Source organism: Streptomyces sp. NPDC005963 (genome assembly GCF_040638655.1).
Classification (GTDB): Bacteria; Actinomycetota; Actinomycetes; order Streptomycetales; family Streptomycetaceae; genus Streptomyces.
The window spans coordinates 272,569-285,274 of the sequence record NZ_JBEXVD010000001.1 but is presented as its reverse complement, the minus strand read 5'-3'; the positions used below and the strand labels follow the sequence as shown (position 1 = coordinate 285,274).

General features: G+C 67.8%; 12 protein-coding genes. 10 read left to right on the top strand and 2 right to left on the bottom strand.

Translation table 11 applies throughout. The features are described 5' to 3' along the window. Positions 1 to 27: 27 nt before the first annotated feature. The 8 genes from ABZ348_RS01155 (at position 28) to ABZ348_RS01120 (ending at position 8,025) form a co-directional block, all read left to right on the top strand. A complete protein-coding gene (locus ABZ348_RS01155) occupies positions 28 to 930 on the top strand; it encodes an SDR family NAD(P)-dependent oxidoreductase (protein WP_358928033.1) in 903 nt (300 codons plus the stop codon). After that, positions 927 to 1,355 carry a MaoC family dehydratase N-terminal domain-containing protein gene (locus ABZ348_RS01150; protein ID WP_358928031.1) on the top strand — a complete coding sequence of 143 codons (429 nt, stop codon included), beginning with the start codon at positions 927 to 929 and terminating at the stop codon, positions 1,353 to 1,355. Before ABZ348_RS01155 ends, ABZ348_RS01150 begins: the two co-directional genes overlap by 4 nt. Further along, a complete protein-coding gene (locus ABZ348_RS01145) occupies positions 1,352 to 1,798 on the top strand; it encodes a MaoC/PaaZ C-terminal domain-containing protein (protein WP_358928029.1) in 447 nt (148 codons plus the stop codon). Before ABZ348_RS01150 ends, ABZ348_RS01145 begins: the two co-directional genes overlap by 4 nt. A 173-nt stretch (positions 1,799 to 1,971) precedes the next feature. Continuing rightward, positions 1,972 to 3,495: a long-chain fatty acid--CoA ligase gene (locus ABZ348_RS01140; protein WP_358928027.1), complete on the top strand. Its 1,524-nt coding sequence runs from the start codon at positions 1,972 to 1,974 to the stop codon at positions 3,493 to 3,495. Between the two features lie 41 nt (positions 3,496 to 3,536). Beyond that, positions 3,537 to 4,694: an acyl-CoA dehydrogenase family protein gene (locus ABZ348_RS01135; RefSeq protein WP_358928025.1), complete on the top strand. Its 1,158-nt coding sequence runs from the start codon at positions 3,537 to 3,539 to the stop codon at positions 4,692 to 4,694. Positions 4,695 to 4,723: 29 nt separating this feature from the next. Continuing rightward, positions 4,724 to 5,926, top strand: a complete 1,203-nt coding sequence (locus tag ABZ348_RS01130) for a helix-turn-helix domain-containing protein (protein WP_358928023.1) — start codon at positions 4,724 to 4,726, stop codon at positions 5,924 to 5,926. 94 nt (positions 5,927 to 6,020) lie between these two features. After that, the gene (locus tag ABZ348_RS01125; protein WP_358928021.1) at positions 6,021 to 7,181 is read left to right on the top strand and encodes an acyl-CoA dehydrogenase family protein; all 1,161 of its coding nucleotides are present in this window, start codon (positions 6,021 to 6,023) and stop codon (positions 7,179 to 7,181) included. 40 nt (positions 7,182 to 7,221) lie between these two features. Next, the gene (locus tag ABZ348_RS01120; RefSeq protein WP_358928019.1) at positions 7,222 to 8,025 is read left to right on the top strand and encodes an SDR family NAD(P)-dependent oxidoreductase; all 804 of its coding nucleotides are present in this window, start codon (positions 7,222 to 7,224) and stop codon (positions 8,023 to 8,025) included. 175 nt (positions 8,026 to 8,200) lie between these two features. On the opposite strand, the gene ABZ348_RS01115 is transcribed toward ABZ348_RS01120, so the two are convergent. Both ABZ348_RS01115 and ABZ348_RS01110 read right to left on the bottom strand, forming a co-directional pair. Then, positions 8,201 to 9,151, bottom strand: a complete 951-nt coding sequence (locus ABZ348_RS01115; protein WP_358928017.1) for an NAD-dependent epimerase/dehydratase family protein — start codon at positions 9,149 to 9,151, stop codon at positions 8,201 to 8,203. Between the two features lie 274 nt (positions 9,152 to 9,425). Continuing rightward, a complete protein-coding gene (locus ABZ348_RS01110) occupies positions 9,426 to 10,157 on the bottom strand; it encodes a DUF4386 domain-containing protein (RefSeq protein WP_358928015.1) in 732 nt (243 codons plus the stop codon). A gap of 106 nt (positions 10,158 to 10,263) precedes the next feature. Here ABZ348_RS01110 and ABZ348_RS01105 point away from each other — a divergent pair, with 106 nt between their 5' ends. Both ABZ348_RS01105 and ABZ348_RS01100 read left to right on the top strand, forming a co-directional pair. Then, positions 10,264 to 10,971: a TetR/AcrR family transcriptional regulator gene (locus ABZ348_RS01105; RefSeq protein ID WP_358928013.1), complete on the top strand. Its 708-nt coding sequence runs from the start codon at positions 10,264 to 10,266 to the stop codon at positions 10,969 to 10,971. Between the two features lie 426 nt (positions 10,972 to 11,397). Next, on the top strand, positions 11,398 to 12,501 hold the full coding sequence (locus ABZ348_RS01100; protein WP_358928011.1) for a type III polyketide synthase: 1,104 nt from the start codon (positions 11,398 to 11,400) through the stop codon (positions 12,499 to 12,501). Positions 12,502 to 12,706: the final 205 nt, after the last annotated feature.

Sequence of the window (12,706 nt, the reverse complement as noted above, 5' to 3'; positions counted from 1 at the left end):
AGATCCGAGCAAGAGAGTGAGTACCCCATGGGACAGTTGGATGGCCGCGTAGCGGTGATCACCGGCGGTGGCGCAGGTCTCGGCCGTGAGCACGCACTGCTGTTCGCCGCCGAGGGTGCCTCGGTGGTCGTCAACGACCTGACCAACGCCAAGGACGTGGTACAGGAGATCACCGCACTCGGCGGTGAAGCCGTGGCCGTCGAGGGCAGCGTCGCGGACATGGCCGTCGGGAGGCAACTGGTCGATGCGGCCGTGGAGTCCTTCGGCGACCTGCATATCGTCGTCAACAACGCGGGTGTGATCCGCGATGCGATGTTGGTGAACATGACCGAGGAACAGTTCGACCTCGTCGTGGCCGTCCATCTGAAGGGCGCCTTCTCGGTCGCCCAGGCGGCGGCGCGCCACTGGCGCGAGCAGTCCAAGGCGGGTGTCACCGCGGATCGGGCGCTCATCCAGACGTCGTCCGGATCCGGGCTGCACGGCAACATCGGCCAGTGGAACTACTCCGCGGTCAAGGCAGGACTGGCGATCCAGGTCGTCAACGCCTCCCGAGAGCTGGGCCGCTACGGTGTGCGCGCCAACGCCATCGCCCCGATCGGCCGCACCGAGCCGGTGATCGCCACACCCGGAATCGGCGCGGCGGTCGCCGCACCCGAGGACGCGAACGCCTTCGACCGCTACCACCCGAAGCACATCTCCCCGCTGGTCGCCTATCTGTCGACGGTCGGCTGTCCGTTCACCGGCCAGGTCTTCTCGGTCCACGGCGGCCACGTGGGCCTCCACGCCGGCTATTCGTTGGGCCACGCGATCGACTCGTCCGACCACCAGTGGTCGGTGGCCGAGCTGTCCGAGATCATGGGTGCCGACGACTTCCCGAAGTCGATCGAGGTCACCCGCCAGCGCATCGTGCCGCAGGGCGGTGCGGCATGACCGTCTACGAGTTCCCGATCGACTACAGCAAGATCCGCGAGTTCGCCGTCGCGGTGAAGTCGGAGCACCCGGCGCACCAGGGTGCCGAGCCGGTCATCCCACCGACGATGCTCACCAGCGCTCGGCTGATCTGGGAGGACCCGGAGCGTTCGATCACCAGGCTGACGGGCTTCGACCGCAGCCGCATCCTCCACGGCGAGGAGGAGTATGTCTTCCACGGCCGGCTGCCGCGTGCCGGACAGGTCCTCGTCTGCGAGACCAGGATCACCGACCGGTTCGAGAAGCCGGGCAAGCGTGGCGGAGTGATGAAGTTCGCCACGTTGGTGACCGAGTTCCGTGACGAGAACGGTGACCTGATCGCCGAACAGAACAGCACCATCGTCGAGACGGCCCGCCCGCCGAAGGCAGAGGGGAAGCAGCCATGAAGACCACCACGACCGTTGTGTCCACCCTGTCCGTGGGCCAGGAGGCCGAGCCCCGCACCTTCGCGCCGATGACCCGCACCGACTACGTCAAGTACCAGGGTGCCTCCGGCGACTTCCACCCGCTGCACCACGACGAGGTGTACGCGCATTCTGTCGGGTTCCCGAGCGTCTTCTCCGTCGGAATGCTCCAGGCCGGCATGCTCGCCACTTATGTCACCGACTGGCTGGGAGTGGAGGAGGTCCGCCGGTTCAAGGTCCGCTTCGTCGAGCAGATGTGGCCGGGCGACGAGCTGACCTGCTTCGCCAAGGTGGTCGAGTTGACGGACGAGCCGGGCGGCGGTCAGCACGTGAAGCTCGAACTGAAGGCCCTGCGCCAGTCGGGCAGTCCTGCGCTGCTCGGTTCGGCGGAGTTCGTCCTCGACCGCGTGGATGCCAGGGGCTGAGGCACGACCGGGCGCCGGGCCCGATCGCCCCCGGCCCGATCGCCCCCGGCCCGATCGCCCCCGGCCCGGTCGGCCGGACCGCACGCGGCCGACCGCGCCCCCTCCCCACTCACGTACGACACCACCGCACGCCTGCCTGTTGTGGGTGTGGGTCTCAGGTTCTGGAGAGTGTTGTGTATCTGACGCAGGCTTTGCACCGGGCGGCCCAGTTGTTTCCGGATCGCGCGATGACGGTGTGTGGTGAGCGGGTCCGTACCGCGAGTGAGGTGGTGGAGCGGGTCGCCCGGCTGGCGGGTGGGTTGCGGAGTCTGGGTGTCTGTCCGGGTGACCGCGTGGGCATGTTGGCGGGCAACTCGGACCGGTACCACGAGTTCTTCTTCGCTTCGTGGTGGGTGGGTGCGGTGGCGCATCCGGTGAATGTGCGGTGGTCGTTGGAGGAGGTGGTGTACGCGGTCAATGATTCGGGGACCGAGGTGTTGTTCGTCGACGACGGGTTCGCCGCGATTGGCCCCGGGTTGCGCGAGCGTTGTCCGGGGTTGCGGGTGGTGGTCCATTGCGGGGACGGGCCCGTCCCCGCGGGCATGGTGGGCCATGAGGACCTGGTGGCGGGTGCGGAACCGGTACCGGATGTCCGGGTCGGCGGCGAAGAAGTGGGATTGTTGCTGTACACGGGGGGCACCACGGGCGTGCCCAAGGGGGTGACAGCCACCCACCGGGACCTCCTCACTTCCATGTACGGCTCGATGCTGACCAGTCGCTCGACCCGGCGGGGCGGTGTCACGCTGGTGACCGCGCCGCTGTTCCACGTCGCCGCGTTGTGCAGTTGGAACAACCAATGCGTGATGGGCGGCACCCTGGTCTTCCTCCCGAAGTTCTCCGCGGAGGGCTTCCTCGACGCCGTGCAGCGGCACCGCGTGACGACCACGATCCTCGTCCCGGTGATGGTGCAGTCCCTCACCGAGCACCCGGGACTGAACGAGTACGACGTCTCCAGTCTGGAAGCCATCACCTATGGCGGGGCGGGGAGTGCGGAGAGCCTGTTGCGGTTGGCGATGGAGTGCTTTCCGCGGGCCCGCTTCACCCAGGGCTACGGGATGACCGAGACCGGTGTCCTGACCATGCTCACCCATCAGGACCACATCGAGGGCGGACCCCGCCTCCGCTCGGTCGGTCGCGCCACCCCCACCGTCGAACTCGCGGTCATGGACCCCCGGGGCAATCCCCTGCCTCCCGAAACCATCGGCGAAGTCGTCACCCGCAACCGCATCATGACCGGCTACTGGAACAAACCAGAACAGACCGCCGAAACCCTACGCAACGGCTGGCTGCACACCGGCGACGCCGGCTATCTCGACCAGAACGGCTATCTCTACATCGTCGACCGCCTCAAAGACATGATCATCACGGGTGGCGAGAACGTCTACTCCGCCGAGGTCGAGAACGCCCTCGCCTCCCACCCCGCCGTCGCCACCTGTGCCGTCATCGGCCTACCCGACCCCCAATGGGGCGAACGCGTCCATGCCGTCATTGTCCTCCGTCCCGGACACACCACCACGGTCGACGAACTGCGCACCCACGCCAAACAGCACATCGCCACCTACAAAACCCCCCGCACCATCGAGTTCGCCCACGCCCTTCCCCACACCGCCGCCGGCAAGATCCACAAACAGCAACTGCGCCAGGACCGCCGGGGCTGAGTCCGCCGTACCGGTTGCCACCACAGGAACGAGAACTGCACATGAAGCGCAGCATCTTCAACGAGGACCACGATGCCTTTCGCGCGATGATCCGCGAGTTCATCGCGAAGGAGGTCACACCCCACTTCGATCAGTGGGAGCGGGACAACGTCGTCGACCGTGAGGTGTTCCGCAAGCTCGGTGCCCTGGGAGTGATGGGCTTCGGCATTCCCGAGGAGCACGGCGGCAGTGGCGACACCGAGTACAAGTACGCGGTCATCATCTCCGAAGAGTGCGCCCGAGCCGCAGTCGCACTCGGCCACTACGGAGTCTCCACCGGAATCGTGCTGCCCTATCTGCTGAACCTCGCGAACGAGGAGCAGAAGGCGCGTTGGTTCCCCGGGATCGCGTCCGGGGACATCATGTTGTGCGTGGCGATGACGGAGCCGGGCACTGGCTCGGACCTGGCCGGGATCCGCACCACCGCCAGGCTCTCCGATGACGGCACCCACTACGTGCTCAACGGCGCCAAGACCTTTATCACCGGCGCCCGCAACTCCGAACTGTGTCTGGTCGCCGCCCGTACCTCCGCCGCGACCACGGAGAACCGTCGTCAGGGCCTCAGCCTGCTGGTGGTTCCCACCGACAGCGAGGGCTTCGCGTACGGCCGCAAACTCGAAAAGATCGGCCTGCGCTCCTCCGACACCAATGAACTCTCCTTCACGGACGTCGAAGTGCCCGTCGCCAACCTGCTGGGGGAGGAGGGCAAGGGCTTCTCCTACCTGGGCCAGAACCTGGCCCGCGAACGGCTCCAGATCGGCGCCGTCGCCGCCGCTAATGCCGTCGCCGCAATCGATTTCACCCGGGAGTACACCCGGCAGCGAGAGGTGTTCGGCACGCCCGTGGCGTCCTTCCAGAACACCAAGTTCGTCCTCGCCGAGTGCGCGACCGAGGTCGAGGCGCTCCAAGCCATGGTGGACAAGGCCATCGAACTGGAGGACGCAAACGAGTTGACACCCGTCGACGCGGCCAAGGTCAAACTCTTCGGCACCGAGGTCGCGGGCCGGGTCATCGACAAGTGCTTGCAACTGCACGGCGGCTACGGCTACATGCTGGAGTACCCCATCGCCAGGCTCTACGCCGACACCCGTGTCAACCGCATCTACGGCGGCACGTCCGAGGTCATGAAGACCATCATCGCCAAGGACTTGGGTCTGTAGGCGGACGGCGGACCCCGAAGGAGGGACCGGTGCAGGACCAGGCGCGTGCGAGTGCCAGGGGCGCGATGACGCGCAGACCGCCCGACCGCAGAGAGCAGATCCGTGCCACGGCGACCGAACTCTTCTTGTCACGCGGCTACCACAACGTCTCCGTGACCGATGTGGCCGACGCCCTGGGCATCACGCCGTCCGCCCTCTACCACCACTACCGGAACAAGCAGGACCTGCTCTTCCACACCGTACTCAACGGTCTGGACACCGTGGACGCGCTGATCCGCAACGCCGAGGGACTCGACGGGGCACTGGTATCGCTGGCGACACTCGCCACCGGGCCGCGCAGGGTGTTCGCCGCCTGGGAACGCGAGGCCCGCAACCTCGGTGGCTCCCAACGGGACACCATCCGCGACCGCCAAACCGAGGTGTTCGCCCACTTCGGCCGAGTGCTGCGGTCGGCACGCCCGGAACTCGAAGACGCGGACACCGAACTGCTCGTCACCGCGGTGCTGGGGGCCTTCGGCAGCAGACGTCGGCACCGGATCCGGCTGCCGTTGCGCAGGCACCGGCAGTTGATGCACCGCATCGGCTCCCTGGTGGCCCACTGTCCCCTGCCGGCGACCGCGTCATCCGGCGAGGCACAACCACCCGCGCTGTCTTCGACAGAGGCAGGTGCCGGGTTGAGGGCCCCCCGCCGGGACCGGATCCTGACCGAAGCGGTCCGGCTCTTCGATGAACGCGGCTACCAGTCGGTGACCATGGCCGACATCGGCGAGGCCGTCGGCATCGTCGCCTCCGGTGTGTACCGGCACTTCCCGGGGAAATCCGATCTGCTGGTGGCCGCGACCAACCGCGGTGGCGAGCAGGTACGGGCCGCGGCGGAACAGGCACTGCTCCGGGCGACCGATCCTGCGGAAGCACTGGAGCGTTTGCTGTACGCCCACATCGCCGTCTCCGTGGACAATGCGCATCTGATCGGCATCTTGGGCAATGAGCGCGACCAACTCCCCGAGAAGGAGCGCACCGCGCTGCGCCGGATCCAAGCCGCGTATCTCGACGTCTGGCTCCAGGCGCTCAGCACACTCCAACCGGACGAGGACCGGGCGGAACTGAAGATCCTCATCCACGCCACCCACGCCATGACCTCGTACGTCATCCGATCGGGCCGCGCCCGGCCCCGACCCGATCTGCCCGCACGACTCACCGCACTGGCCAGCCGTGTGCTGCTTGAGCGCTGATGCGCGACGACCTGCGAGGACTGACCGTTCACCGCCTCCGGACATCCGGACGGCACCCGTGCAACCGTGATCCACACGATGGGGAGACCAAACCGTGAAGCGCACCATCTACACCGAGGAGCACGAGGCGTTCCGGGCGATGATCCGGGACTTCATCGCGAAGGAGGTGACCCCGTACTTCGCCGAGTGGGAAGCGGCGCGGCGCACGCCCCGCGAACTGTTCCACAAGCTCGGCGACCTGGGCGTGATGGGCTTCGACATCCCGGAGGAGTACGGCGGGCCCGGCGAGACGAGCTTCAAGTACCAGGCGATCATCGCCGAGGAGACCGCCGCCGCAGCGGGCGTGTCGTTCGCCCACTACACGGTGACCACCAGCATCGTGCTGCCCTATCTGCTGCACCTGGCGGACAAGAAGCAGCGGCGCCGCTGGCTGCCGGACATCGCCACCGGCCGGAGCGTGTTGTGCATCGCCATGACCGAGCCCGGGACCGGGTCGGACCTGGCCGGGATCCGCACCACCGCCAGGCTCTCCGAGGACGGGACCCACTACGTACTCAACGGCGCGAAGACCTTCATCACCGGTGCGCTCAACTCCGAGCTGTGCCTGGTCGCCGCCCGTACTGCCCCCGCCACTGCCGAGGATCGCCGGGCGGGTCTGACCCTGCTCGTCGTTCCCACCGACAGTGAGGGCTTCGGCTACGGCGAGCAGTTGGAGAAGATCGGTCTGCACGCCCGTGACACCTCCGAGCTCCACTTCACCGATGTCAGGGTCCCGGCGGAGAACGTCCTCGGAGAGGTCGGTCAGGGCTTCTCCTATCTCGGCCGGAATCTCCCCCGCGAGAGGCTGTCCATCGGTGTCAACGCCGTGGCCGCAGCCGCCGCGGCGATCGAGTTCACCAGCGCCTATGTGCGCGATCGCACTGTTTTCGACCGACCGGTGGCGTCCTTCCAGAACACCAAGTTCGTCCTCGCCGAATGTCAGACGGAGGTCACGGTCGCCCAGGCCATGGCCGACCGCGGCATCGAACTGGACGACGCCCGAGAGCTGACCGCCGCCGATGCCGCCAAGGTCAAACTGTTCTGTACGGAGGTGGCCGGCCGGGTCATCGACAAGTGCCTGCAACTGCACGGCGGTTACGGCTACATGCTGGAGTACCCCATCGCCAGGCTCTACGCCGACACCCGCGTCTCGCGCATCTACGGCGGTACGTCCGAGGTGTTGAAGACGATCATCGCCAAGGACATGGGCCTGTAACACACGGGCTCACAGACATCCGAGGAAAGGCAACACCATCATGGGAACCCTGGACGGCAAGGTCGCCGTCGTCTCCGGATCCGGCCGGGGCATCGGCCGTGAGATAGCCCTGAGACTCGCATCCGAGGGCGCGTCCGTCGTGGTCAACGACCTCGACGAGGAGCCCGCGCAGCAGACCTCCGCCGACATCACCGCGGCCGGAGGAACGGCCGTCGTCTGTGCCGGCTCGGTGGTGGAAGAAGGCTTCGCGGAGCGCTTCGTCGCCACCGCGGTCGACTCCTTCGGCGGGCTGGACATCATCGTCAACAACGCCGGCTACACCTGGGACTCCGTCATCCAGAAGATGACCGACGAACAGTGGGACACGATCCTGGACGTCAACCTCAAAGCACCCTTCCGGATCCTGCGTGCCGCCCAGCCGTACTTCAAGACCCATCCGGTCGACCATCACCGCAAGGTCGTCAACGTCTCCTCCACCTCGGGCTTCTACGGCAACGCCGGTCAGGCCAACTACGGCGCCGCCAAGGCCGGTGTGATCGGCCTGACCAAGACCATGGCCAAGGAGTGGGGCCGCTACAAGGTCAACGTCAATGCCGTGGCGTTCGGCTTCGTCCTGACCCGGATGACCGAGGTCACCGCCGCCGACAACACCACCTTGGAGATCGACGGCAGGGCGATCCGGGTCGGAATGAACCCCGACCGCGCCGCGATGGCGGCCACCACCATCCCCTTCGGCCGTCCCGGCACCCCCAGGGAGGCCGCCGGCGCCGTATATCTGCTGTGCACGCCGGACGCCGACTACATCAACAGCCAGTGCATCGTCGTCGACGCCGGCAGGGTCTGACGAAACAGCGGAAGTACGAGACCCTCGGCGTTGCATCCACGGACGGTCGAGGGCACACCGACGGTGTGCCACCGGGTCATCGGCCGGCTGTAGCCGACAAGGGCGCCCGCCTCCCGAAAGAGCGACACCGCATCGGTGCGGTCTTCGGGAGGTGTCAGACCGGGCAGCGCCCCCGTCAGTCGGCCAGCGCCGTCTGGGTGCAATACCAAGCGACGGTGGCGGCGACGGCCGTATCGGGAGCAGTGGTCTCCACAGGGCCGAAGGTACGACGGTACAGCCCGTCGTCGACGGTCCAGGGATCGTTGAACTGGTACCAGATGTCGAGTAGTTCACGGGCCGCGGGGTTGACCAGCCCGGCGAGGCGCATGAGCGGTTTGGTGGTTCCGCGCAGACGGGGGCGGCGGCCTGCCGCCGCGGCCAACCGCTCGATGAACTGTCGCGGGGTGGACGCCGGTGCGGCGGGCAGGACGAAGATCCGTCCGTCGGCTTCGTCGCGCTCGCCGAGGGTGGCGAGTGCGGCTCCGATGTCGGGCAGGTAGTGGAGGGCGTGGGGAACGTCGGGCTGACCGGGCCAGTTCACCGTTTTGCCACCCAGTACGGCCGGCACCACCGCGGCTCCCACGACCCCGTTCCTACCGCCGGGTCCGTAGTAGTCGCTGGCCTGACCGATGGTCACCTTCAGTCGGCCGGCGCCGTGGGCCTGGAGGAGCCGGTCGACCATCGCCTTGCGTACGGCGCCCTTCCGGCTCGTTGGCCGCCCGGGCGTCCGCTCGGACACCGGTCCGTCGATCGGTCCGTACAGATAGAGGTTGTCGGCGAACACGAGCTTTGCGCCGGCCGCTTCGGCACCGTCGATGACGGCGTCGGTGAGCGGAGGGAACTCCTGCGGCCAGCGGTGATACGGCGGCTGAACGCAATGGTAGACGACGGCCGCATCGGCACATGCGGTGCGCGCACCCTCGGCAGTGGCGAGGTCGGCTGAGAGTGCGGTGACACCGCTCGGCAGATCGAATGCCGGGCCGCGCTGGACGGCGCGGACGCGATGGCCGCGGTCAGCCAGCTCACGGACGACGGCGGACCCGATGCCGCCGCTGGCGCCGAGAACCACATGCAGGGGAGTGGACATGGTGCCTACTTTCTTCGTCGTGCCCCCGCGCACCCACGCGAAGGATCGGTGGGACCGGGGCAGTGGAACGCTCGCTGGTGATGGCCACCGGAGATCACTGATGGGCTGTCGGCTGTCTGTCTATGGGCTGTCGGAATGCGTCGCAGCGGCGTGGCAACACGTTGGGATGGGACGGGAAGCAGCCTCCATGTTCAGGGCTGGGGGCCAGGCTGCCGAGGACCACCCCGTCCGGCCCGGACCATGCCTGACGGGGTGGAGCAGGGCTGCCGGAGGTTCAGCGGCGCCGACGGAAGAGGGTGACGGCAGCGGCCAGGAACCACAGATGAAGCAGGGAGGAGCCGATCGAGGTGGCTGCGCCCGAGTCGACACCGGCGAGCTCCGCCAACGGCAGCGCCAGGCCGGCCGCGACGAGGAAGCCCGAGAACAGCAGCCAGCGCGGGGTGCTGCCGGCGCGCAGGGCCGCGGTCACCGTGCACACGAGCCAGCCCACGGCGAACAGCGAGACGCCCAGCACCTCTCCTATCCCACCGGCGAAGTCGTTGAGCACCTGGTACTGCACGGCCAACGACTCACGGACCCCCGCGCCGGACGCATCGCCATGCGCTTCCGCAAGACCGGGCATTGCGAGGAGCCAGCGGGAGATTCCGATCGTACGGGCGAGGGTCGACGCGATGGCGAACCCGACGGCGACCCGGCTGAGCGCACTGTCCTCACCGTCGGTCAGAACTCGGGTGGTCCACACCGCGACGGGCAGGAACAGTACCGAGTACAGGAGGTAGACGGCGTATCCGGCGCGCACCGCCCCCTCCTCCTCCAGCAGTCGCGGCAGAGCGACGGCGGCCGGGTCGTCGAGGCTGGCCGGCCAGCCGATCGCGCTTCCGAGCACGACCGCGGGGACGAAGATCAGCAGGGCCTCGACGGTCAGGAGAACGGCGGCGGTGCGGCGCGCATCCGAGGTGCGCGCCGGGGCGGCAACAGGATCCGCCGGGGTGCGGGTGAGGGACATGGCCAAGGACTCCTTGCGACGGGTATTCACGAAGCGACTGGTGTTCGCAATTTAGAGTACGCGGTTCGCGATGTAAACGCTGATCGCTCTTTGGTAGGGTGCCCATATGCCCGCACCCACCCGTCGAGACCGACTTCGCGCCGAGACGCTGGACGACATCAAGACCGCCTCCCTGCGCCAACTGCGCGAGGTCGGAGCGGCCCAACTCTCACTGCGGGCAGTCGCAACCGAGTTGGGCATGAGCCCGGCCGGGCTGTACCGCTACTTCGACAGCCGGGATGCGCTGCTGACCGCGCTGATCGCCGATGCCTTCGATCGGCTCGCCGACGCGGTCGAGCAGGCCCGTGATGCCGATCCCGCGGCGGACGTGGCCGATCGACTGCTGGCCGTGCTGATGGCCTACCGTCGATGGGCCGTCGAACACCCGCAGGAGTTCGGTCTGGTCTACGGCACCCCCGTGCCCGGGTACTCCGCACCGCCGGACGGCCCCACCAGCGTGGCGACCCGTCGCGTCGGGGGCGCGTTCGCGCCGCTGTTCGTCGAGGCGTGGCGGCAGGGCCGACTGCACCCGTGCGCTGAGGTCACGCCCGATCCGGCTCTGGCCCGTTATGCCGCCGAACTGCACCCCGATCTGCCGCCCGCCGTCGCAGCGGCCGTGTTCGGCGCCTGGACCCGCTTGCACGGGCTCGTCATCTTCGAGGCGTTCGGCCACCTCCGTTGGCTCGGACAGGACACCGTTCCGCTGGCCGAGCAGCAACTTCGACTGCTGCTAGTGGACATCGGGCTGCGACCGGCGTCCGTCAGCGCGCCGTGAAGTGAGGTAGGTGGAGGTGCGCCGCCGGCCGGGCCCAAAGGTGAGGGCGGTGATGGGGCATCGCCTGGGACGCTCTTGAGCCGTCCAGAACCTGCCCGCCGCTGAGGCGACCGCAGCATCGAACCGAACGCGAGGGCCGTTGTCCTGCGGCCTGGAGTCGTCGGTCACGTCTGAAAGTCGATCTTGCCTCTGCGCTATCCGGAGCCCATGCTTCCTTTTGACTGTGTTGACAGGGTCATGCCTATTCGCTGTCCGGGAACCCCGAGCCCGGACGAATATCCAGGACCCGCGGGCCACCACCACCACGAGAAGCGGAAGCGAAGGGCGTTCTGCACCGTCCACCCGGCAATGCCGCCGGGCGGGCGGAACGCCCGTTCCATCGCCGCCCGTGGACCCATGGCCCGAACCCACGAAAGGAACGGCACCTTGCCCACGGGACTCCCTCCGGGCCGCAGGCCGCGCACCCCCGTCTCCATCACCCGCCCGGCACTCGTCGCGCCCGAACACGTGGTGACCCAGGACGAGATCATCTCCGCCCTCGGTGAACTGTTCGCCGACGTTCCCGATGTCGAGCGCGGGCTGGACCTGATGCGCAGTACGACGGTGGAGAGCCGGCACCTGGTGGTCCAGCTCAAGGAGGTCCTCTCCGCCCAGCCCTTCGGCATGCGCAACGCCCGCTACACGGAGGAAGCCGTCCGGCTCGGCGCGGAAGCGGCACGACTGGCGCTCAGTACAGCAGGCATCGCCGGCGCGGATGTGGACCACCTGGTGTTCGTCTCCTGTACGGGCTACGCGCTGCCCGGGCCGGACGCGCACATCGCTCAGGAAATCGGCTGCCGTCCGACGGTGCGCCGCACACCGATCCAACAACTGGGCTGCGCAGCGGGGGTGTCCGCCCTGGCCGAGGCGTTTCACTACCTCCAGGCGTATCCGGACGCCAACGTCCTCGTGGTCGCGGTCGAGCTCAGCTCCCTCTCGTTCCAGCCCGACGAACACACCCTGAGTGACTTCATCTCCAATGGAATCTTCGGGGACGGTGCGGCAGCCGCCGTCCTGCGCCATGCCGTACCCGAAGCCACGGGGTTCCACATGTGGGGCAGCAGGCAGCACCTCCTGCCGGCGTCCCAGTCGGTGATCGCGGGACACACGTCCGAACGCGGACTGCACTTCAGGACCGATCCGCGCGTACGCAGCACCGTACCGAAGGTCATACCCGAGATCGTGTCCTTCCTCGCCGAGTTCGGCTGCGAGCCCGGCTCCCTGGGCTTCTGTGTCTCGCACACCGGCGGTCCCTTGATCATGGACGGCGTCGAGGAGGGTCTGGCACTTCCTCCGGGCACCCTGCGGCACAGTCGCGCGAGCATGGCACGCATGGGCAACACATCGAGCGTCTCGGTGCTCGACGTGCTCCGACGCCACCATGACGACGGATCTCCCGCGCACGCCTCCCCGGGTCTCATCGTCGCGTTCGGGCCCGGCTTCACCACGGAAATCGTCGTGGGGGCATGGAACGACGGACTCGGCAGCTGACCCCGAGAAGACTGCCTGCCGGGCGCAAGCGCCAATCCCGTCGAAGTGGCCCAGCGGACCCCGTTCGACTGACTGGGCTCTTCTGGGAAGGTGAGTGAGTTTTCACAGATCCCTGCTCGTGGTCGGGAGCGATGAGGTCGACCGCGGTTCCGTTCGAGGAGTATCCGCGGGAAAGCAGCTCATGAGCCTGCCGGCGTCGATCGCT

Coding starts and splice junctions, on each gene's coding strand:
- ABZ348_RS01110 (WP_358928015.1), bottom strand. CDS start 10,157: ATGTCCCTCACCCGCACCCCGGCGGATCCTGTTGCCGCCCCGGCGCGC.
- ABZ348_RS01145 (WP_358928029.1), top strand. CDS start 1,352: ATGAAGACCACCACGACCGTTGTGTCCACCCTGTCCGTGGGCCAGGAG.
- ABZ348_RS01155 (WP_358928033.1), top strand. CDS start 28: ATGGGACAGTTGGATGGCCGCGTAGCGGTGATCACCGGCGGTGGCGCA.
- ABZ348_RS01115 (WP_358928017.1), bottom strand. CDS start 9,151: ATGTCCACTCCCCTGCATGTGGTTCTCGGCGCCAGCGGCGGCATCGGG.
- ABZ348_RS01135 (WP_358928025.1), top strand. CDS start 3,537: ATGAAGCGCAGCATCTTCAACGAGGACCACGATGCCTTTCGCGCGATG.
- ABZ348_RS01105 (WP_358928013.1), top strand. CDS start 10,264: ATGCCCGCACCCACCCGTCGAGACCGACTTCGCGCCGAGACGCTGGAC.
- ABZ348_RS01120 (WP_358928019.1), top strand. CDS start 7,222: ATGGGAACCCTGGACGGCAAGGTCGCCGTCGTCTCCGGATCCGGCCGG.
- ABZ348_RS01150 (WP_358928031.1), top strand. CDS start 927: ATGACCGTCTACGAGTTCCCGATCGACTACAGCAAGATCCGCGAGTTC.